The organism is Bacteroidota bacterium (genome assembly GCA_016715425.1).
Classification (GTDB): domain Bacteria; phylum Bacteroidota; class Bacteroidia; order Chitinophagales; family BACL12; genus JADKAC01.
Map to the genome: position 1 here is coordinate 466,512 of JADKAC010000005.1, position 22,540 is coordinate 489,051.

Consider the following 22,540-nt stretch of genomic DNA (forward strand, 5'->3'; position numbering starts at 1 on the left):
CATACATGTTACGCAACAGCTTTACTGCGATGTTGATGATAATGTTTTCTGCATTATCGTTTGGGCAAACATCTACAGCAACAATTTATGGAACAATCACCGACACAAATGGGGTGCGTAAAGCAGATGTGAATGTGGTGATTTTGGGTAAGTCCGGCGTGGGTACTAATTCAAATGATGAAGGATATTATTTATTAGAAGTGGAAGCTGGTGATACTGTGGTGCTGGCTTTTTCTTTTACGGGATATCAAATAGTTTATAAAAAAGTATTTGCCGAAGAGGGTAAAACTTATAAGATGAATGTGCGCATGAAATCGGAATTGTCGTTGGAAACTGTGGTGATAACGGAGAACAGGCGCAATGAAATGATAATGCAAATCCCGATTGAAGAAATAGAATATATTCCTGATCCAACAGGAGATCCGATAATTGCATTGCTGAAAAAATATGTTACTTCAAATAATGAATTGAGTTCGCAATATTCTGTGCGAGGTGGAAATTTTGATGAGAACTTAGTATATGTTAATGACTTTGAAATTTATCGTCCATTATTAATTCGTTCCGGTCAACAAGAGGGATTGACATTTGCCAATTATGATTTAATTCAATCGGTTTCATTTTCTGCAGGCGGTTTTGAAGCAAGATTCGGCGATAAACTTTCAAGCGTATTAGATATTCAATATAAAAAACCAAAAGAATTTGAAGCGGGTGTTACAGCAAGTTTTCTGGGTGGATCTTTTTATATCAATAATGGAAGTCCGAATAAAAAAATGTATTCCTTATTTGGTGCCCGATATAAAACCACACAGTATCTTTTAAATTCATTGAGTACACAAGGTGAATACAACCCCGAGTTTTTTGATGTGCAGGGATTATTGGGATTTAATTTAACCGAGAAAAGTACTTTAGAAATACTCGGCAATTACTCTTATAACAAATACAATTTTATTCCTGTGTCAAGCGAAACATCCACAGGAGTTGTAAATAATATTCTTCGGTTGGAAGTATTTTTTGATGGCCAGGAAGTAGATAAATATGTTACAGGTTTCGGGGGTATTTCATATCAATACAGACCAAATCAATCTACAGGATATAAATTATTATTATCGGGTTATCGCTCGTTAGAAGATGAAACTTTTGACATCATCGGCGATTATTGGTTGGGAGTGGTGGAAACAAATCCGGGTGATGAAGATTACAATGAAATAAAATATGGATTAGGTTCTGGTACGTTTCAAAATTTTGCCCGCAATTATTTGGATGTAAATGTTTCTAATCTTGGATTGGAAGCGTATGCTGAAAAAGGTGCACATTATATTCGTTATGGAGGCAGAGTGCAATATGAATTTGTGAATGATGTATTGAAAGAGTGGGAGATGGTGGATTCAGCAGGATACTCTTTACCCTATACCGGCGAGCAAGTGCTGGTGAAAGAGTATTTTAGTTCAAATATCAATTTACAAAGCATGCGCTACAATGCGTTTGTGCAGGATACCTGGTCACCGGAATTTAATCCCAATATATTTTTTACTGCAGGAGTGCGCTCGCAGTATTGGGATGTAAATAAAGAATTGACAATTTCTCCAAGAGCACAAATGGCATGGAAACCGGTGTGGAATAAAACAGATACCAGCTTTTATGATATTGTAATTAAAGCGGCAGTTGGTTTATATCATCAACCACCTTTTTACAGAGAGTTGCGCAATCTGGATGGTGTAATAAATGAAGATGTGTTATCACAAAAATCTATACATATTTTAATTGGTGCTGATTATAATTTCAAAGCATGGGACAGAGATTTTAAATTTATTACGGAGCTGTATTATAAATATTTATACGACTTGAATCCTTATGATTTAGAAAATGTACGCATTCGTTATTATGGTGAAAATATGGCAACAGGTTATTCGGCCGGAGTTGATTTTAGATTATTTGGTGAAATTGTAGAAGATGCCGATTCATGGATTTCACTTAGCTTAATGCAATCCAGAGAAAATATTGATGGTGATTCTACTTTCACCGACAATGGTGAATTAGAAGCTCGTGGATATATTCCAAGACCTACAGATCAATTTTTTAACTTCGGTATGTTCTTTCAGGATTATATACCCGGCAATAAAAATTTTAAAGTACATCTCAACTTTTTATATGGCTCCGGATTACCTTTTGGACCACCGGACAATCCTTACTATCGTAATTCATTTCGCATTCCCGCATATCGTCGTGTAGATATTGGATTCTCTGTTTTGTTGCTAGATAAAAATCGTCAGCGAGGAGATAAAATGTGGAATCATATAAATAATCTCTGGGCAGGAATTGAAGTATTTAATTTGTTGGGAGTATCTAATACAATTTCTTATGTCTGGGTAAAAGATATTAATGATGTTCAATATGCATTTCCAAATTACTTGACAGACAGAAGAGTGAATTTGAAAATTATAATGAAAATATAGTTTGGAGTATTGGGTATCGGTTATCAGACAGTTGACAATTGACAGTTGACAATTGACATTGAAAAAAACGAACTACTGATTACTCATTCATATATAATTTACAATTTAGCATTTACCATTCTTTATTTCTTTCGCTTTTCCAAATTCCCCAATTCCCCAATTCTACAGTTCTACGATTCTACAGTTCTACGATTCTACAGGTCTACATTTTAGCCATCGCCTTCGCTTTTGCCTTCGCCCTTCCTCAATCCACCCCCATTAATTCTTTCGCATTTTCAAACGCCGCTTTCGATGGATTTTCTCCACTTAACATCAGTGCAATTTCTTGAATACGATCCTCCTTATTAAGTAGTCGGAGATGTGTGGTTGTATTATTTTTTTCTATTTGCTTAAACACTTTTAAATGGTGTTTTCCTTTGGCAGCTATTTGTGGTAAATGTGTAATTGCAATCACCTGATGATTCACAGAAAGTTTTTCTAAAATCACTCCAACTTTCATTGCCGTATCGCCTGAAACTCCTGAATCTATTTCATCAAAAATTAATGTAGGTAATGCAGTGTTTTTTGCAATAAGTGATTTGATGCTTAACATTAATCTCGACAACTCTCCACCGGAAGCCACTTTTTTAATATCCTGTAAAGCGCTTCCTGGATTTGCAGAAAAAGTAAATTGAATACTATCACCACCAGTCTTATTTAATTGCTCTGCTGAAAAATGATGATCTACTTTTAAAATGGCTGATTGCATACCTACTTCTTTAAGTAGTTGAGCTACATTTTTTTCGAATGGTGCAAATTGTTTTTTGCGTAAATCAGAAATTGATTTTGCATGTTCAACTACATCCTTTAATTGTTGCGACACTTGTTTGCGCAATGCAGAAATATTATCCGATGCATTTTCGATTTGTGAAAATTGCGTTTGGAAATTTTGTTGAATTTCTAGCAATTCATTTACAGAGGAAACATTATGTTTCTTTTGCAAATGATAAAGTGAATCCAAAACACTTTGAACTGTTGTCAATGTATTTGGATCTGCAGATATTTTATCGGCTTGTTGTGTGAGGTCGGAAACAATATCCTGAAGTTCTAATTTATTACTCTCTAAACGTTGAATAGAACTCTCTAAATCAGGTGCAAATTTTCTGATAGATTGCAATTTACTTGTAGCATCACGCATTAAATCAATCGCATTAAATTCTGCATCTTGCAATATCTGAAGTGTTTCAAAAACTCCACGTTTTATTTCTTCTGCATGCGTAAGTTGTTGCAAAGTATTTTCTAATTCCTCTTGATTAATATCTTCAAGTTTTGCTGTTGTTAATTCCTTTAATTGAAATTCTATATAATCTTTATCTTTTTCTGCTTTTGCTGCATTTTCAATTGCTTCTTTCAATACTTGTTCTGAAGATTTCCAGGTATTAAATAGTTTTTGATATGCAGGAAGTAATTTATTTGTTGATGCAAGACTATCAATTACCATCAATTGAAATTTAGAATCTGCTAATGCTAAAGTTTCGTGTTGCGAATGTATTTGTATCAGGTTATCTGCTAATTGTTGCAACACAGAAAGTGTAACAGGTGTATCATTAATAAATGCTCGTGATTTTCCTGATTCATTTAATTCACGACGAATAATAGTTTCATCCGCATAATCAATATCTGCATTTTCAAAAAATAGTTGAAGCTCATATCCTTTTAAAAAGAACAAGCCTTCAATTATGCATTTGCCGGAATTTTTAAATAATATTTTTGAATCAGCTCTTGCACCTAATAATAAACCTAATGCACCCAACAGAATGGATTTACCTGCGCCAGTTTCACCGGTAATAATATTTAACCCTGCAGAAAAATCAATTTCTGCATTTTCAATAATAGCGTAATTGGATATGTTGAGTTTACGTAGCAAATTAAAATAATTGTATGGGGTAAAATTAATAGGTGCAACGCAAGTAGAAAACAGAATTAATTTCCGCCAACCAAAGATTGATATTTTTGAATGTTAACCGGATCTAATTTCATTAGAAAATTTGCTGCCTTTGCTCTATCCTGAGGAATTGCCTTTGAAAAAATTCCTACTAACTCATCAGATTTTGCAGTAAAAAATAATTGCACATACATGCTGTTCGGATTCGATTTATTGATATTGTCAATACTTTGAAGATTACCCAAAACTACTTTTACGGCATCGGCAGGCTTTTCACTCATTTGATCTAAGGCTTGTCTATGATAACTGTAATATACATCTCGCAACCCGGCATATTTCACATCCAAAATATTATTTATCAGCCAATATCTGTTGCGTGTTCCATCATACGCCTTCCATCCTTTTTCTTCACGGGATGTTGCCTGAGTTACAATAGTAAACGCTTTTTGAAAGTATTTTTCGCCACCCTTGTCGCTAAACGTATCGTAATCCATTCCTATAATTATAAAAGCATAAAATGCAAGTGAGGAAGTGAGATTAGATTGAAATGTGTTTTCATTAAAGTCCAACGGTTCATATTCTGTATAAGCAAATTCAAAATCTTTGTCCACTGTATTTACAACTGTAGAATTATAATCAGTACCAAAAACAGGTCTTCTGGAAATAATACTTGCTTGCGCTTTATATCTGCCTGCAGATTGTTCTTCGGTAACGGTAATAATTATTTCACAATCAATTTTTTCTTCCGGGAGAAATATATCATCCGTCCAGCGACGATTATTCATAAATTCCCGAATAGCAGTTTCTAATGTTTTAAAAACTTTCACATCTGTTGTGGTAAGCTGTTGTGTATTAATTGTAATTCCACAACGCAATTCCTGTGCAATTGAAAACTGTGCAGAACAGATTAGAAAAATGAAAAAAAGTAAATTACGCATATAGAGTTTTGCTGATATATCTCGTGATGTCTTTTGCAACTTCAATTTTTGTCTTTAACTCAAATGTAGAAATATTATTATGCTTATCCAATATGGTAATCTTATTGGTGTCATGCCCAAAGCCTGCACCTGCATCAGATAATATATTCAATACAATGATATCCAGATTTTTTTGTTGTAATTTTTTTTGTGCATTTGCAATAGCATCATTTGTTTCTAATGCAAAACCGACAATCAATTGATTTTTCTTTTTGCAGGCACTTAATGTTGCGAGTATATCAATTGTTTTTTCAAGTTGAATACTTATTTCTTTGGTATCTGCTGATTTTTTTATTTTAATAGTTGAAATATTTTTTGGGGTAAAATCAGCTACTGCAGCAGCGGAAATAAAAATATTACAGCTATCGAATTCTTTAGCCGTTTCTTCGAACATTTCGGCAGCAGATTCCACAGCAATAGTTTTAATTGGAGATGGCAGCTCAGGTAAATTAACAGGGCCATGTACCATAGTAACATCTGCACCACAAGCATGTAAAATTTCTGCTAATGCAAATCCCATTTTACCACTGGAATGATTGCCGATAAAACGCACCGGATCAATCTTTTCATAAGTAGGTCCGGCAGTTATCACAATCTTTTTTCCTATAAAGGAGGGAAGGTCTTGTCTAATAAAAAAGTGGTGAATAGATTGCAAAATAATTTCAGGTTCTGCCATTCTGCCTTTACCATGCAGGCCACTTGCAAGCTCACCGGTTCCCGGTTCCACAATAGAAATATTTTGTGCAGCAAGTGATTTAATATTTGTTTGAGTTGTGAGATGCAGCCACATATCTAAATCCATGGCAGGGGCAATCATAACCGGACATTTTGCAGAGAGATAAGTGGCTAATAATAAATTATCGCAAATACCTGTATTCATCTTTGCAATAGTATTAGCAGTGGCAGGTGCAATTATCATCAGCTCAGCCCATAAACCTAACTCAACATGATTAAACCAGGCTCCTGTTTGCGGATTAAAAAATTCAATTCCTACGGGATGTTTTGATAAGGCTGAAAAAGTAAGGGGACCAACAAATGCGTTTGCACCCGGAGTCATTATTACTTTTACATCGGCACCTTTTTTAATTAAACTTCTGAGCAGGTAAACACTTTTATATGCAGCTATTCCACCACACACACCTAACAGGATGCGTTTGCCTTGCAAGGTCATTATTCACCTGTATTTGTTTCCACTTCTGCATCACGGAAATAGGTATCTCCTTCAATAAATTCATTCAACGCTAAAATGGTTGGCTTCGGTAATTTTTCGTAATATTTGGATATTTCTATCTGCTCACGATTTTCAAATACCTCTTCCAAATTATCCTGATGTGTTGAAAATTCATCAAGTTTTGACTGCAGTTCTGTTAGAATTGTTCCTTTTAATTGAAGGGCTCTTTTGGAAATTATATATATAGATTTATATACATTGCCAGTTTGATTTTCAATGTGCTGCAAGTTTTGAACTTCAGCAGATGTGGATACACTTTGATTCATTTTTTTAAGATTGTTCATCGCAATTGTAGTTTATTTTTTCTTGTTCTGATTTTTGTTTAAGAGAAACACTTCGGTCATATAATCCTTTGGCCAAAATGAGAAGATCGCTTTCGGGAAAACGGTCAATAAAGTTTTTATATGCCAGCATTGCCATATCATATCGCTCTGGCTTTTTACAAACAATACTTAAACCCGCATAATTAAAATAGCAACGAATTATCTGCATTGAAATTTCTTCAGCTTTATCTGTTTCAGGAAAATCCCTAAGTAGATTTTGGTATGTGGTAGCCGCCGCAAGATAATTTTCTGTTTTATAATATAACTCTCCGGATTTATACATCTTTAATTCCAGCTTTGCCCGTAATTCATCCATCAAATCATTTGCTTCAAGCACACGTTCACTCTTCTTATAAGAATCTGTGAAATATTGAAATTCATCTAATGCTGAATAGGTAGTTGTTTGATCTAACTCATAACGAGGAGATGCCTTGTATAAACTATAAGCGTTCATATATAAACATTCTTCTGCACGGTAAGATTTTGGAAATGTTTTAAAGAAATTTTTAAATAATGCAGACGAAACCAAAAATTGACTTTGACCATAATAGCAATATGCGATATAATATCTGATTTCTTCTTCTTTAGTGGTTCCAAGATTTACAGTTAATAATTGATCAAGAAGTGGCAATGCCTTTGCATAATTTCCTTCATTATAATATTTCTTTGCCATTTCATCCTTATTGCCAAAATCATCACTCTTTAGTAATTTATCGTAATTACTACACGAGCTGAAAACCAATAATATAAATGAGAATGCTATAATGGAAATAATCCTGATTGACATAAGAGGTGCAAAGTTAATTAAATAAGCAACAACAGGCAATTGAATGCTGTTGTATATGGTATTTTCAGTTGAAATTTTTACCTGAATATTATCTAAACTATCTTTGCCGAACAAAATCAAATATTTCTTATGGATATTTTTGAAAAGCTACGCAAAGACTTAGGCCCTCTTGGAAAATGGAGTGAGCAAGCTCATGGATATTTAATGTTTCCAAAATTAGTTGGAGAAATCAGCAATCACATGCATTTTAATGGGAAAGAACATATCGTTTGGAGTTTAAATAATTATTTGGGTCTCGCCAATCATCCTGAAGTGAGAAAGGTGGATGCAGAAGCTTCTGCTGAATTTGGACTTGCACTTCCAATGGGAGCAAGAATGATGAGTGGCAACAGTGATCATCATGAGAGATTGGAAAAAGAACTTTCCAAATTTGTAAGTAAGGAAGATACTTTCCTTTTGAATTATGGATATCAGGGAATTATGTCCGCAATAGATAGCCTTTGTGGTAGACATGATGTGATTGTGTATGACAGCGAATGTCATGCATGCATAATAGATGGAGTGCGATTGCATCAGGGAAAGCGATTTGTTTATAAACACAATGAAATAGATAATCTTGAAGTGCAATTAACCAGAGCTACGGAATTAGTAAAAGATACTCCGGGCGGAATATTAGTGATTACAGAAGGTGTGTTTGGAATGAGCGGTGATCAGGGAAAATTGAAAGAGATCGTTGAATTGAAATCAAAATATGAATTCCGATTGTTAGTGGATGATGCTCATGGATTTGGTACTATGGGTAAAACAGGTGCTGGTTGTGGAGAGGAGCAAGGTTGTCAAGATGGCATAGATTTGTATTTTTCCACTTTTGCTAAATCAATGGCAAGTATAGGTGCATTTATTTCTGGTGATAAAGATATTATCTGGAATTTGCGCTATAATATCCGGTCGCAGATTTTTGCTAAATCTTTACCTATGCCTTTGGTAATTGGAAATTTGAAAAGACTTGAGTTACTGAAAACCAGACCGGAATTAAAAGAAAAACTTTGGAAGAATGTGAATATGATTCAGGCCGGTTTCCGTGAACGTGGATTTAATTTGGGTAATACCGATTCACCGGTAACGCCGGTTTTCTTGCAAGTATCTATTCCCGAAACAATTAAGTTGGTAAAGGATCTACGTGAAAATTATAGTATATTTTGTTCCGCAGTTACCTATCCTGTTATTCCAAAGGGTATGTTATTGTTGCGTATTATTCCCACAGCGGTACACACTGAAGAAGATATCCGGAAAACATTGGATGCCTTTACCGAAATTCGTAGTAAATTAGAATCAGGTTTTTATGTGAAAAATCTGGAAACTGCGGTTTAATTTTAATACCCTGCCACGGTAAAGAAATTAATTCAATTATTCACTACTTATTGAAAATTTTATGGAGGAGAAATTTGCTCAGTTAAAATCTATTGTTACTATTCTGGAAACAGATATGGAAAAATTTGTTCACAAAGGAAATAAATCTGCAGGTATTCGACTTAGAAAAAATTTACAGGAAATGCGTGAATTAGCTGCTGATTTACGAAAAGAAATATTAGCTACACGCAACAATACAAAAATGAAAGTCAAGGTTTAATTATTTATTTCTGCAACTGCAAGTTGAATTTTATTATCTAATTCATCACTCACTTTCCATAAGGGTAAACGCAAACTATCACCGCAAATACCACCATGCTTTAATGCAGATTTTATACCTCCGGGATTGCCTTCTTTAAAAATTAATTCCATGAAGTCGAGTAATTTATAATGCAGTGATTGTGCTGTTATAAAATCACCTTTAATTCCACAACGTACCATTTCAGAAAAATCATTTGCTGCGTAATTAGCAACTACACTTATAACTCCACGCATACCAAAAGCAATCATCGGCATAGTGAAAATATCATCACCAGATACTACTAAAAAATCTGGATCTGCACCTTGAATAATTCGCATACATTGCACAAAATTTCCTGACGCTTCTTTTATAGCAATTACATGTTTGGCATCTTTTGCTATCCGTAGTGTTGTATTCGCTTCTATATTTGAACTTGTTCTCCCGGGTACATTATATAAAATAATTGGCAAAGGACTTATTGAATCGATTGCCATGTAATGATGGTATATTCCTTCTTGTGTTGGTTTATTATAATAGGGTGATGCAGATAAAATTGCATCCACACCTTTGAAATGATATCTGCCGATTGATTCTTTTAATGCTTGTGTATTGTTACCACCAAAACCGGCTACTACAGGAATTTTTCCATTCACAGTTTTAACTGTAAAATCAATAATTGAAAATCGCTCTGCTTCGGAAAGTGTTGCAGCTTCTCCAGTTGTACCCATACTCACTACAAATTCCACTTTCCCCATTATGACATGATGAATAAGTGCTTCAAGTCCTTGCCAATCAATGGAGCCATCAGTTTTAAATGGAGTAACTAATGCAACACCTGTTCCTGTAAATTTTGAAATACTATCTTTTGAATAAGAATGCATTATTAATGATTTAAAAGTTTTAAATAATGTTCCACCTGATCTAAATAATTAAACGTATCCGTATGGGAATCTATATGCATCATAAAATCATAGCAATAAGTTTTGTTCTCAGAGAAAACTCCTATACGCAATTTAGAATTTGAAAAAGCAGAAATAAATTCTAATGGTCTGATACTATCCAGACTTGTATTTATTAGGATATCAAAATCTTTTTCAATAAAATCTTTTATCGCATTCATCTTCGGAATCCCTGCCCAGCTCAAATCTTTTTTAGTAATCCATTTTATATTTTCTTCTTCAAATGGAGGTAGCTTTTTTACATAGCCAATCATTTCAATTTTTTTGCCTTCACTTTTATAACCGTATAATTTATTCAGTAATAAGCGCAATTGAATTGGATCAGATCCATCTAGTAAAAACCCAATGGATTTTATCTCTTTCCATTGCAGTGTTTTGCGATGACGGTTTTGGGCATATTTTTTTGATTGGAATAATCGTTGAAATACTTTGTTTTTAATTGGAGTAAACATAGCTGCTCAATCAAACCATTTCATTTGTTTTCACTTCATCATACATTCCCATTGCAGAGAATTTATCAATGCGTTGCTGAATGCGATCTTCCGGAGAAATTTTATTGAGTTCTTTGATAGTGGAAATGATTTGCTTTTTTAAAATTGTAGCCATTCCCTCGGGATCAGAATGTGCACCACCCAAAGGTTCTTTTATAATGCCGTCAATAAGTTTATTTTGAAAATTATCTTCTGCGGTAAGCTTTAAATTTTCTGCAGCCGCTTCTTTATAATTCCAGCTTCTCCAAAGAATTGAAGAACAACTTTCAGGAGATATTACACTATACCATGTATTCTCTAACATTAAAACTTTATCTCCCACACCAATTCCCAATGCACCACCGGAAGCCCCTTCTCCAATGATTAGGCAAATCACTGGCACTTTCATCAAAGTCATTTCATAAATATTGCGAGCTATTGCTTCTGCTTGCCCACGTTCTTCGGCTTCCAATCCGGGGAAAGCTCCCGGCGTATCAATAAAAGTTACAATTGGTTTATCAAATTTTTCAGCAAGCTTCATCAATCGCAGTGCTTTTCTATAACCTTCCGGATTAGCCATACCGAAATTGCGATACTGACGCATTTTTGTATTCACACCTTTTTGATGTCCTATCATCATCACCGACATACCGCCAATAATTCCAAAACCACCAACAATTGCTTTATCATCTCCTACATTTCTATCACCATGTAATTCTGTAAACGAATCACACATTGTTTCGATATAAAACATAGTATAAGGACGTTCCGGATGTCTGGATAATTGTACTTTCTGCCAGCCATTTAAATTGGTGTAAATATCCTTTTTCAACTTATTGATTTTATCAACAAGTGCTTTTTCCGGTTGAGAGATATCCGTTTTGGATTTAGCACCAACCGCACGCAACTTTTCTAATTCCTCGTATAAATCAGCAATAGGTTGTTCAAAATCAAGAAATACCATTTAATAATGTTTTCACAAACTTACGCATTACACAACAAAATGGGCGTGTAAGAAATTTTTAAATCTCGGTTATAAACGTTTGCAAAAAGGCCTTATATTTGCAACGCTTTTTAAGCAGGGAGTGGTAGTTCAGTTGGTTAGAATACGTGCCTGTCACGCACGGGGTCGCGGGTTCGAGTCCCGTCCGCTCCGCAAAAAAAAACCTCCGTTATCGGAGGTTTTTTTTTATTTGTAAACTTTTTAATTTTAATAAAAAGTGTAATGTGAATTTGTCCTTCTCCATTTAATATCCATTCGAAGTCAAGATTGATTTTCCTAAAAATTTTTCTTATCTGATATTCTCAATTTTGGTTAAATGAATGCCATTTTATTTGGCAGGTGTGGTATTGATATATACCTGCAGTGGCATTCCATTCGGACATGATTCTTTTACTTGTGTTGCCGGCTGCATCCTTGCGATAGCACCGGCATTGTGTACTAAGCGTTTCATAATTTTTTGTTTAATTAGTTATAAGATGTTTAGATAGCATAATTGCACAAGTGATGCCACAATTTATTTTTTTGCTTTAGCTATGCGTGCCTTGTTTTGAAAATCTTTTAGTATTTCAACATCTGAAAATCCAAATGTGATTAACAAATCTTTAATAGCATCAGATTGATCTTCATGTATTTCAAATAATAATAATCCTGATGATTGTAATAGTTGTTTCGCTTTTTCTGCAATAACTCTATAGAAATATAGCGCATCATTTTCAGGAGTAAATAAAGCAACATGTGGTTCGTATTGCAACACATTGTTGTGCATAGATTTTTTTTCAGCAGGTAGAATATAAGGTGGATTGCTAATGATAATATCAAAATTAGAATTGCTCTCTTTATAAAAATTTTCAATACTGCTTGTATGAAATGAAATTGCTGTTTCCATTTTCTCTGCATTTTGTTTTGCAATTGTGATGGCGTCTTCTGAAATATCTAGTGCATGCATTTCGCATTGCGGACATTGTTTTTTTATACTGATTGCAATACATCCTGAACCTGTTCCTATATCTAAAATTTTTCTTAGCTTATTTTGAATTAATTCAATTGCGAGATGCACTAATTCTTCAGTTTCCGGTCGTGGGATTAATACAGTGGGAGTAACAATAAATGGCAGATTATAAAACCATGCTTCTTCTAATATATATTGAATCGGTTCCGCTTTTAGCAATCTGTTTTTTAGAATATCAAATGTTGCAATTTCTGTTTCTGTTAATTCTTTATCATCACGCAAAAATTGTTTTCCAAATTTTTCTTCTATAAAATATTTTGAAATATTACTCGCTTCACGTTCATCATACAGTGCAGAAAGTTGTATAGTCAATGTTTTTTGATATTGAGATAATTTCATCGTTTAAAATTACAAGTTGTAAATCAAGTAGTAGCTTTGGCGTAATGGATTATTCAGCAATTATGCAGCGATGTTTAATGCTTGCCGAATTAGGTGCAGGGAATGTTGCGCCTAATCCAATGGTTGGGTGTATGATTTTGTATGAGGATAAAATTATCGCAGAAGGATTTCACAAACAATTTGGTGGTCCACATGCAGAAGTGGATGCAATTCAAAATGCAATTGCAGCAGGGTTTGATGATTTTAGTGAAGCGACCCTAATTGTAAATTTTGAGCCTTGTTCTCATCATGGAAAAACTCCACCTTGTGCTGATCTTGTTATTGAAAAGAAATTTAAAAAAGTAGTGATTGCTTCAGTAGATCCCAATCCACTTGTTGCAGGAAGAGGAATAAAAAAATTAAAAGATTCAGGCATAAAAGTCATCACAGGAATTTCTGATGCAGAGAATAAAAAGTCGAATGCACACTTCTTTATTTTTCAAACAAAACAAAGACCGTATATCACTTTAAAATGGGCGCAAAGCAGTGATGGTTTTATTGCAAAAATGAATCATGAACAAATAAAACTCAGCAATAAATTCAGTGATGTATTAGTACATAAAATGCGGGCGGAGCACATGGCAATATTAGTTGGTGGTCGCACTGCGGTGAAAGATAATCCTTTGCTGAACGTCCGTTTGTGGACTGGAAAATCACCGCTGCGTATAGTTTTAGATAACAAAGGATTTGTTCCTAAAAATTTGCATGTATTGGATAACTCTATTCCCACATTAATATTTAATCCGTTAGTAGAAGGGAAAAAGGCAAATACAGAATTTATTAAGTGTATTGGCAAAAATACTATTCAACAAGTGTTACAATATTTATACACACAAAATATTAATAGCTTATTAGTGGAAGGTGGTGCAATTACTTTGAATGATTTTATAAATAGCGGCGCATGGGATGCAATTAAAATATTTGAAACACCACACATTTTATATAGTGGAATTGCTGCACCCATCCGACCAGAATTGCCAAGTTTAAAGGAGAAAATATTAGACAACAATTTGGTAAGCTATTATAATGTATGATCTATCTGCTTTTAAGTATTTTGAGTTCTACATGCATACTTCTTATTTTCAAGTTTATTGCAATAAGAAATATTCCCGCACTTCCCGTAATTGTAATTAATTATTCTGTTTGTATTCTTTGCGGATTCATCGCTTTAAACAATACATTTTTTGTTTCCGCAATACTTCAAAAAAATTGGTTTCCACTTGCATGTTTACTTGGTGCATTATTTATTGTCGGATTTTATCTCATGGCCTTATCTGTACGATATGCAGGAGTTACTGTTACTTCTGTGGCAAATAAGCTATCATTAATAATACCTGTAATAGCTGCATTATATTTATATGGTGACACATTAAACTCATTTAAAATATTGGGAATACTGTTTGGCATAATTGCAATTTTTCTTTTGCGACATAAAGAAGAAATATCTCAAAAGTCGGGCATAAGTATGTATATTATTTTGCCTATAGTTGTATTAATCAGCAGTGGTATGGTTGATACAATTGCAAACTATGCACAAAAAATTGCAGTACCACAAAATGAATACACTTTGTTTCTGATAGTTGTATTTGGTATGGCGGCAATTATTGGTTGGATAGTATTGATTGTAAATATTTTAAAACGCAAACATGCGCTCAATTATAAAATTATACTTGGAGGGATTGCCTTAGGTATTCCTAATTATGGAAGTATGTATTTTTTAATTATGGGCTTAAGTTATTCCGGTTTGCAGAGTTCTGTTTTCTTTCCTTTAAATAATTTAACCGTGGTAATTTTTTCTTTTATTGCAGCCATTATAATTTTTAAAGAGCAATATTCCAAAAGAAATATTATGGGATTAGCCATTGCAATTACATCCATTATACTTATGGCTATTGCATAAAAAAAGCCCATGTAGACACATGAGCTTTTTTATTTGTAATGAAACTATATCAAGGGAAAATACCCATCGCAGTATAGTCAGAAGCAATTTTATTAATTGCCACCACAAATGCTGCTGTACGCAGGTTTTTCACTTTATCATTTTTCTTTAATTCGTTGCGTATTTCAATATATGAATTAATCATTGTTTCTTCCAGACCGGAACGCACTAAATCAATTTCATCTGCACCACGAGATAATGTATGTTTATCTGCATCTGAAAGAGATGCTCCTGTAATTTTTTCAAATGTTTCAATCAAATTTAAATTTGTTGCCTGATCAAAACGTTTACTCAATCTACCGAAGCGCACATGCGATAAATTCTTCAGCCACTCGAAATAGGAAACCGTAACACCACCTGCATTTAAATACATATCAGGTATAACCATGATTCCCATACTATCTAAAATTTCATCTGCTTCTGCAGAGATAGGTCCGTTAGCAGCTTCCGCAACAATTTTTGCTTGAATTCTAGAAGCGTTCTCTTCTGTAATAACATTTTCTAATGCGGCAGGAACAAGGATATCACAAGGCTGTTCTAAAATATCATTTGTATGCGTAAAGTTTTTTGCATCAGGATAATTTAAAATTGAACCTGAAGTTTTGCGATGTGTAAATACGCTATCTATTTCTAGTCCATTTATATTGTATATAGCACCTTCCATTTCACCGATACCGATAATTTTTGCTCCACCTTCCTGAAAAAATTTCGCAGCATAATAACCTACATTTCCAAATCCCTGGATAATAACTGATTTGCCTTTGATGCCTTTAGTCAAACCAAATTTTTTCATATCCTCTTCAAAAGAACATGCTTCACGAGTTCCGTAGAATACACCTAAACCGGTTGCTTCACGACGACCATTAATACCTTGTTGTGTAACTGGTTTTCCGGTAACACATCCGTATCCATCTACTGAATCAGGATTTAATGCCATGTAGGTATCTACAATCCAACTCATTTCTCTTTCGCCGGTTCCATAATCTGGTGCAGGTACATCTTGTCCCGGACCTAACATATTTTTCTTCACAAGTTCTGCTGCATAACGACGTGTAATTCTTTCTAATTGATCTACAGTATAATCTTTCGGATTGATTTTAATTCCACCTTTTGCACCACCAAATGGGACATCTACAATTGCACATTTATAAGTCATTAAACTTGCAAGCGCCATTACTTCATCTTCATTCACCATACTATCATAACGAACTCCACCTTTTGTAGGTGTGCGGTGATGACTATGCTGTACTCGCCATGCTTCAATTACTCTGTATTCTCCTTCTATTTTAATCGGAAATTTCATGTGATATACACTGTTGCAAGCTCTTATCTGATCGAGTAATCCCCGAGGATGGCCTGTAATGTCTGCAGCTTTCTCAAAATTTTTGACAACGCTTTCAAAGAAACTGATGTTGCTCATTTTATTTTTGTTTAATGTTTGTTATTTATTATTTCTTGTTCTAATTTTTTTAATTTTCTGTCAATCGTATTCAAATAAAAAATTAATCCGAATAAAATTATCAATATCACTCCTACAACTACCCAGATTAAACCTGAACTTCTGAGGCCGGTTGCCATTTCCGGACTATTAATCTCATAAGTTGAAATTGTTGTTGAATCGCTACCTGTGCTTGTTAAGGAGTAAGTTGCTTCACTTGATTGGGCAAAGGTATAGGAACTAAATGGAATACAAAAAGAGGCAAGGAGGATACTTACAAATACAAATATTTTTTTCATGATCAAACAGCAATTTTGTTGATTTTATAATGCAAAATACGTATGCGTACATGCAGAGAAGAAATCCATAATCCCAAACCGAAATAAGAAAGAATGGCCGGATAAAAGATAAAGCGCATTGTATTATCTAAATCGTACATGCTAAAGGCCGGATTGCCTCCATTACCCGGATGTAAACTATCGGTGAGTCTTGGAATTACAAAAATGAAAACAATTAAAAGTACATAAGCAAAAATGCTGTAAACAGCAGAAACTTTTGCTCGCTTTTCTTGATCATCTACACTGCCACGCAAAATAAAATATGCGGCATAAATTAATATTCCGATAAATGCACCCAATATTTTTGTATCGGCATAAATCCATGAAAATAAATCGCCCCAGGTATTACTTCCCCATAACATGCCGGTTATAAATCCTAATATTCCAAATACTACAGCCACCTTTGCGCAGCTTTGTGCGACGATGTCATAAACAAGTTTTGAGGTACGTAAATATTTAATACTATAAACTAAGGATACTAATAATAACAATATCATCGTAAACCATACAGGCACATGAAAAAATAAATTTCTGATTGTTTCATGAAGTACATATCGAGCGGGAACATCAATCATTAATCCACCGATAAAAGTATAGAGAAGAAGCAGCACTGTAGCGTATTTCCACCATGATTTATGTAGCTGCTTTAGCATAATTTTTAATCACGCCAAAGGTAAGGAAATAAAATCATTGCCAATGTGATGATTAAGATATTTAATGCGAAAAGATATAACAAGTCTTGTGCATTTGTTTGTAAGGAACTTGCAGAAAGTGATTCCAATGAAATGCGTATTAAAATTTTTATAACCGGTATTAATATAGGAAACGCCAGCACCGCCATTAAAGTACCACTGTTGTTTGCTTTGGATGCTATGGCGGATATCATCGAAAAAACGGATGCAAACGCAATGGAGCCTGTAAGTAATGCTAAATAGAATGATGTATTATCTACAACAGGATAACCTGCACTCATACTATAAAATAATAATGCGATTGCTGTGAGAATCAACATTACTAAAATGTTGTAAATAATTTTTGATAAAATAATGGATTGCGCAGAAACTAAAGTGTACATATATAATTGTCTGCCGCTACTTTCCTGTAAAAAACTTTTTGCAATTGCATTCACTGCAGTAAATAAAATAACTATCCAAAATAATACAATCCACACCGGACCTTTTACTTCTTCAAACGTGAAAAAAATAATGAGAATGATACTGAGCAGATACAATAATATACCACTGAAGGTGTATTTGTTTCTCCACTCTAACACCAAATCTTTTTTTACAAGCCACCATGTGTTACTCCAGAATTGCATGCTGCGAAGTTAGTTTATGAATAGTTTACAGATACTTACTTTTGTAAACTATGATTCAGAAAATTTTAATTGCCAACAGAGGAGAAATTGCAATACGTGTAATGCGCAGCGCAAAAGAAATGCAGATTAAAACAGTAGCTGTCTATTCAGAAGCTGACCGCACAGCTATGCATGTTCGGTATGCCGATGAAGCGTATTTATTGGGGCCGGCTCCTTCTAATCAATCGTATTTAAAAGGCGATAAAATAATTGCAATTGCAAAAGAGTGTGGTGCTGATGCTATTCATCCCGGATATGGTTTTTTAAGTGAGAATGCAGATTTCTCTCGAAAGGTAAAAGAGGCAGGTTTAATTTTTATTGGTCCGGATGCAGAGAGTATTGAAATGATGGGAAGTAAAATTGCTGCAAAACAAGCTGCTAAAAAATTTGATATTCCGATGGTGCCGGGAACGGATCATGCAATTGCAGATTTGGAAGAAGCAAAAAAAATTGCAGCAAAAGCAGGCTATCCTGTATTAATAAAAGCATCTGCCGGTGGTGGTGGAAAGGGAATGCGTGTTGTAAATTCTGAAGAGGAATTAGATGAGCAAATGCATCGTGCAATGAGTGAAGCGCAAAATGCTTTTGGCGATAGTTCTGTTTTTATTGAAAAGTATGTTACTTCTCCACGACATATTGAAGTGCAAATTCTTGGTGACAGACATGGCAATATTATTTATTTGTTTGAAAGAGAATGTTCTATTCAACGGCGACATCAAAAACTCGTGGAAGAAGCACCGAGTAAAGTTGTGGATGAGGCAATGCGAAAGGCAATGGGAGAGAGTGCTGTAAAAGTTGCGAAGGCATGTAATTATGTGGGAGCAGGAACAGTAGAATTTTTAGTGGATGAAAAACTGAATTATTTTTTTCTGGAGATGAATACTCGTTTGCAAGTGGAACATCCTGTTACAGAATTTATTACCGGTTTGGATTTAGTGCGTGAACAAATTCGCATTGCCAATGGTGAAGCTTTGCATTTTAAACAAGAAGATTTAAAAATTCATGGACATGCAATTGAGTTGCGTGTAACTGCTGAAGATCCTGCAAATAATTTCTTACCTGATATTGGGAAATTAATAACTTATCGCCGACCACAAGGTGCAGGTGTTCGTGTGGATGATGGTTATGAAGAAGGCATGGATATTCCTATTTATTATGATCCCTTATTATCAAAATTAATTGTGCATGCAGAAACCCGTGACTTAGCATGTGAACGTATGATTCGTGCAATTGATGAATATAAAATTACCGGTGTAAAAACTACTTTGCCTTTCGGAAAATTTGTAATGCGACATCCTGCTTTTCTCTCCGGAAATTTTGATACACGATTTATTGAAAATTATTTTACTCCGGATGTATTACTAAATAATGATGCAGATGAAATGAAAATTGCTGCCATTGTTGGTACACAAGTTCTGCGCAATACAAAACAAATTGTTGGCTCTGCAATTCAACAAAAGGATGCCGGTAAAAGCAAATGGAAAACGAATAGAGTGCGGAGATAAAAACTTTATAAATTGACAGTTGACAATGGACAGTTGACAATGGACAGTTGACAATGAAAAATACTCATCACTGATTACTCATCATTTTCTTATTCCATCAGATTACCAATTCTTTTCAATTCATATTCAGTCCAGTTGGTTTCTTGATATACTTTATTAATTATTTCAATGAATGCACTTTGCTGTCTGTAATTTTTCAGCACATTTCGGCTGGGTGATGCTAATCTGTAATTAAAAGATACAACTCCGTTGAATAAATTCTTTACCAAATTTTCATCGCAATAATTTAAAGCAACTATTGCATTGAATGCATAATTGCGTGTGCGAAATTCATAACCCGGTCCGGCGTAATTTACTAATTCATCCAACATTTTTTGTGAAGCATCTTTACCATGCATTTCAATCCATGCAATACGAATATTTTTATTAACCCCCATTGCATCTTTGGTAAGTTCTAAGTAATGATTTGTTTTATCCGGATTTAATTTACATAGAGTACGCAATGCAATCTCGGTATTGAAATAATTAAAATCCTGCAATAGTTTTTCATACTCTTTTTGCAGTTTTTTATTATAAACATTTGTGTTGCCAATTGCAGCACGTCGCACCATTACATCGCTATCGTTAAGTGCAGATTTGAATATTGCTACTACACTTTTATCTTCATCATTTGCCAGTTGAAATAGTATTTCTGATTTTATACCATACCAACTTTCAATATTGTATAGCGCAACAAGATCATTGCGTTTAGTTTCAATTGGAATATTGCGCATATCCGTTAAAGCATCAAATCTATCCATCATATTAGGTGCATTAAAAGCCTGGTAAACCAACTCTTTATATTCCTTTCTAAAACTTACAGCGGCATATACCTGACTATTGGGATCGAATAAAACAAAAGCTAATTCTTTATTATAGGAATTAGGAATTTCAACTATTGTTTTTTCTTCTTCCACCCACACTTTCTTTTCATCGAAACTGCCATCGGTATAATGCACTTGCATGATGATGGGCATTTTAAATAAGCCAACAGTTTCAGTTTGTTTTTGAGTTTGTAAAACTGTTATTTCAGTATTCGCAGAACCACCTGTATAACTCACTGTATATTCGGGATAACCGCCTTTATAAATCCATTCATCAAAAAACCAATCGAGATTCATTCCCAATGTTTCTACAAATTGAATATATAAATCGTACGTACTTACATTTTGTAATTTATGTTCTTCAAGATATGCAGTAATTACTTTTCGATATTGTGCATCACCAACCACATAACGCAACATATCTAAAACCAAACTGCCTTTAGGATAATGTCGTGAGCTACCCGCTTTGGAATGCGCTATCGGTAATTCATCATTTGCATCTGCACCAAATGCCGACATCATTTCATCCCTGCGTTTCCACTGATAAAAATCTTCACCGAATTTATATTGCATAAATTTTTTAGCATAGTGTGTTGCAAAACTTTCGTGCAACCAATGGTGTGTGGGATTCCATTCAGTTATGTAATCACCAAACCATTGATGTGCAAGTTCATGTGCATTAGTTGAATAATAATTTCTATCTGCTGCAGCATGTTCATCCTGCATGTAATAGTCAGTAAATATTGTGGCAGAAGTATTTTCCATTGCACCATATAAAAATTCCTGCACCGGTACATTTGTATAAGAACCCCAGGGGTAGGGTACACCAATTTCATTTTCCATCCAATCCATTAACTCATCAGAATAACCGTAAGTAGATTCAATGGTATTTTCTTTTCCGGGATAATAATATTGTTTTGTTACCACACCGCTTTTTGCAATATAATCTTTATGATCATATTCACCAACAGATAATTGAATGAGATAAAATGCATGTGGTTCGCTCATTGCATAATGCCATGTTGTTGTTTTGTTATCCCTGTTGTTTGTTTCTGAAATTAATTTACCGTTTGAAATAACAGTATAATTTTTATCGAAGGTTACTATCAATTCTGAAACTAATTTATCGTCCACATCATCATAACCCGGAATCCAAAAACGATTATCTGTTCCCTGTCCCTGCGACCAAATTTGATTGCGTATTCTATCTGGATCATTTGCATTTGCAGTTTGCGTAACATTCCAACCGATAAAGTATAAACCTTTTTTTGGAGTTGCGGTGTAATCTATTTGCAGAGTATGTTCTGTTTCCCATTGCAAAGCCGGATTAAAAAATACTGTAACACCTGCACTATCTTTTTTAAATCGTGTTGCTTTTTCATCCAATGTAATTGCGTTAATTAAAATACCGGGAGCATCCAAAAAAACGGAATCCACCAATTGCTGTTTCGGAGTGAAAGTATAATGTGCAACACCTGCAACACTACCCTGATTAGCATCAATAGTTAATTCTAAAAGCAGATGTGTAAAATCTACATTATGATTACGAATTCTACCATCCGGATCAGATATATAGGAGACAGTTTGTGTATATGCAAGTATTGGGAATAGAAAAAGTATTAAAATATATTTCCGCATAATTCTGTTTTTCGTAAATATAGTGAAGAGCTATTTTATTCCATTGGTGGATGTCTCCTTTACCGAAATATTGTGGATGTATTTGAGCACAAATCTGAAATGAAAAGCTTGCTGAAAAATAAAATAATAATTGCATGTTATCACAGAGAGTTACCCGACTCTCTGAACTGAATTTATAACGATACATTTCGAAGGGAACTCTGTGAGAGATGTGATACTAATTTCTCATCATTAAATACTGTGGCACTTCCAACTCACCCCTGCCCCTCTCTTTGGAAGAGAGGGGTGATTCCAATA

20 protein-coding genes and 1 tRNA gene are annotated in these 22,540 nt (G+C 34.3%); 7 read left to right on the forward strand and 14 right to left on the reverse strand.

The annotated features are described in order from the left end of the window. The first annotated feature begins 5 nt into the window (after positions 1 to 5). Positions 6 to 2,453 carry a carboxypeptidase-like regulatory domain-containing protein gene (locus IPN31_07810; protein ID MBK8681794.1) on the forward strand — a complete coding sequence of 816 codons (2,448 nt, stop codon included), beginning with the start codon at positions 6 to 8 and terminating at the stop codon, positions 2,451 to 2,453. 244 nt (positions 2,454 to 2,697) lie between these two features. On the opposite strand, the gene recN is transcribed toward IPN31_07810, so the two are convergent. From recN to bamD, 5 genes are read right to left on the reverse strand one after another with little or no spacing between them, the layout of a single operon-like run. Next, complete coding sequence (gene recN / locus IPN31_07815; protein MBK8681795.1) at positions 2,698 to 4,359, reverse strand: DNA repair protein RecN; 1,662 nt, start codon at positions 4,357 to 4,359, stop codon at positions 2,698 to 2,700. Between the two features lie 56 nt (positions 4,360 to 4,415). After that, positions 4,416 to 5,315, reverse strand: a complete 900-nt coding sequence (locus IPN31_07820; protein MBK8681796.1) for a DUF4835 family protein — start codon at positions 5,313 to 5,315, stop codon at positions 4,416 to 4,418. Beyond that, positions 5,308 to 6,525 carry a bifunctional phosphopantothenoylcysteine decarboxylase/phosphopantothenate--cysteine ligase CoaBC gene (gene coaBC, locus IPN31_07825; GenBank protein MBK8681797.1) on the reverse strand — a complete coding sequence of 406 codons (1,218 nt, stop codon included), beginning with the start codon at positions 6,523 to 6,525 and terminating at the stop codon, positions 5,308 to 5,310. The genes IPN31_07820 and coaBC overlap by 8 nt, the downstream gene beginning before the upstream one ends. Beyond that, entirely contained in the window at positions 6,525 to 6,851 is a 327-nt protein-coding gene (locus IPN31_07830) for a DNA-directed RNA polymerase subunit omega (protein ID MBK8681798.1), read from the reverse strand. The genes coaBC and IPN31_07830 overlap by 1 nt, the downstream gene beginning before the upstream one ends. A gap of 4 nt (positions 6,852 to 6,855) precedes the next feature. Continuing rightward, complete coding sequence (gene bamD / locus IPN31_07835) at positions 6,856 to 7,809, reverse strand: outer membrane protein assembly factor BamD (protein ID MBK8681799.1); 954 nt, start codon at positions 7,807 to 7,809, stop codon at positions 6,856 to 6,858. Positions 7,810 to 7,824: 15 nt separating this feature from the next. Here bamD and IPN31_07840 point away from each other — a divergent pair, with 15 nt between their 5' ends. Continuing rightward, positions 7,825 to 9,066, forward strand: a complete 1,242-nt coding sequence (locus IPN31_07840) for an aminotransferase class I/II-fold pyridoxal phosphate-dependent enzyme (protein MBK8681800.1) — start codon at positions 7,825 to 7,827, stop codon at positions 9,064 to 9,066. Positions 9,067 to 9,127: 61 nt separating this feature from the next. After that, positions 9,128 to 9,325: a histone H1 gene (locus tag IPN31_07845; GenBank protein ID MBK8681801.1), complete on the forward strand. Its 198-nt coding sequence runs from the start codon at positions 9,128 to 9,130 to the stop codon at positions 9,323 to 9,325. Here the strand turns inward: IPN31_07845 and IPN31_07850 are convergent. Genes IPN31_07850 through IPN31_07860 form a run of 3 tightly spaced genes read right to left on the reverse strand, consistent with a single transcriptional unit; the run spans position 9,322 to position 11,739 of the window. Then, positions 9,322 to 10,203 (reverse strand): 4-hydroxy-tetrahydrodipicolinate synthase, encoded by an 882-nt coding sequence (locus tag IPN31_07850; GenBank protein ID MBK8681802.1) that lies wholly within the window; start codon positions 10,201 to 10,203, stop codon positions 9,322 to 9,324. The two genes, IPN31_07845 and IPN31_07850, sit on opposite strands and share 4 nt — an antisense overlap. 26 nt (positions 10,204 to 10,229) lie before the next feature. Further along, positions 10,230 to 10,757: a hypothetical protein gene (locus IPN31_07855; protein ID MBK8681803.1), complete on the reverse strand. Its 528-nt coding sequence runs from the start codon at positions 10,755 to 10,757 to the stop codon at positions 10,230 to 10,232. 10 nt (positions 10,758 to 10,767) lie between these two features. After that, the gene (locus IPN31_07860) at positions 10,768 to 11,739 is read right to left on the reverse strand and encodes an acetyl-CoA carboxylase carboxyltransferase subunit alpha (GenBank protein MBK8681804.1); all 972 of its coding nucleotides are present in this window, start codon (positions 11,737 to 11,739) and stop codon (positions 10,768 to 10,770) included. A 118-nt stretch (positions 11,740 to 11,857) separates the two neighbouring features. Here IPN31_07860 and IPN31_07865 point away from each other — a divergent pair. Continuing rightward, positions 11,858 to 11,931, forward strand: a tRNA-Asp gene (locus tag IPN31_07865). 361 nt (positions 11,932 to 12,292) lie between these two features. Here the strand turns inward: IPN31_07865 and prmC are convergent. Beyond that, positions 12,293 to 13,126 carry a peptide chain release factor N(5)-glutamine methyltransferase gene (prmC, locus tag IPN31_07870; GenBank protein MBK8681805.1) on the reverse strand — a complete coding sequence of 278 codons (834 nt, stop codon included), beginning with the start codon at positions 13,124 to 13,126 and terminating at the stop codon, positions 12,293 to 12,295. 44 nt (positions 13,127 to 13,170) lie between these two features. On the opposite strand from prmC, the gene ribD reads away from it, so the two are divergent. Together ribD and IPN31_07880 are read left to right on the forward strand one after the other, a co-directional pair. After that, entirely contained in the window at positions 13,171 to 14,199 is a 1,029-nt protein-coding gene (ribD, locus tag IPN31_07875; protein MBK8681806.1) for a bifunctional diaminohydroxyphosphoribosylaminopyrimidine deaminase/5-amino-6-(5-phosphoribosylamino)uracil reductase RibD, read from the forward strand. Further along, on the forward strand, positions 14,196 to 15,065 hold the full coding sequence (locus IPN31_07880) for an EamA/RhaT family transporter (protein MBK8681807.1): 870 nt from the start codon (positions 14,196 to 14,198) through the stop codon (positions 15,063 to 15,065). The genes ribD and IPN31_07880 overlap by 4 nt, the downstream gene beginning before the upstream one ends. Positions 15,066 to 15,114: 49 nt before the next feature. On the opposite strand, the gene IPN31_07885 is transcribed toward IPN31_07880, so the two are convergent. Genes IPN31_07885 through IPN31_07900 form a run of 4 tightly spaced genes read right to left on the reverse strand, consistent with a single transcriptional unit; the run spans position 15,115 to position 18,198 of the window. After that, positions 15,115 to 16,524, reverse strand: a complete 1,410-nt coding sequence (locus IPN31_07885; protein MBK8681808.1) for a Glu/Leu/Phe/Val dehydrogenase — start codon at positions 16,522 to 16,524, stop codon at positions 15,115 to 15,117. Positions 16,525 to 16,535: 11 nt separating this feature from the next. Beyond that, a complete protein-coding gene (locus IPN31_07890; GenBank protein MBK8681809.1) occupies positions 16,536 to 16,841 on the reverse strand; it encodes a hypothetical protein in 306 nt (101 codons plus the stop codon). A 2-nt stretch (positions 16,842 to 16,843) separates the two neighbouring features. Further along, positions 16,844 to 17,533 (reverse strand): cytochrome c biogenesis protein CcsA, encoded by a 690-nt coding sequence (ccsA, locus tag IPN31_07895; GenBank protein MBK8681810.1) that lies wholly within the window; start codon positions 17,531 to 17,533, stop codon positions 16,844 to 16,846. A 5-nt stretch (positions 17,534 to 17,538) separates the two neighbouring features. Then, a complete protein-coding gene (locus IPN31_07900) occupies positions 17,539 to 18,198 on the reverse strand; it encodes an ABC transporter permease (GenBank protein MBK8681811.1) in 660 nt (219 codons plus the stop codon). Between the two features lie 50 nt (positions 18,199 to 18,248). Between IPN31_07900 and accC the strand changes: the two genes are divergently transcribed. Beyond that, entirely contained in the window at positions 18,249 to 19,742 is a 1,494-nt protein-coding gene (accC, locus tag IPN31_07905; GenBank protein MBK8681812.1) for an acetyl-CoA carboxylase biotin carboxylase subunit, read from the forward strand. A gap of 89 nt (positions 19,743 to 19,831) precedes the next feature. Here accC and IPN31_07910 read toward each other — a convergent pair whose 3' ends face one another. Further along, a complete protein-coding gene (locus tag IPN31_07910; GenBank protein ID MBK8681813.1) occupies positions 19,832 to 22,243 on the reverse strand; it encodes a M1 family metallopeptidase in 2,412 nt (803 codons plus the stop codon). Between the last annotated feature and the right edge of the window lie 297 nt (positions 22,244 to 22,540).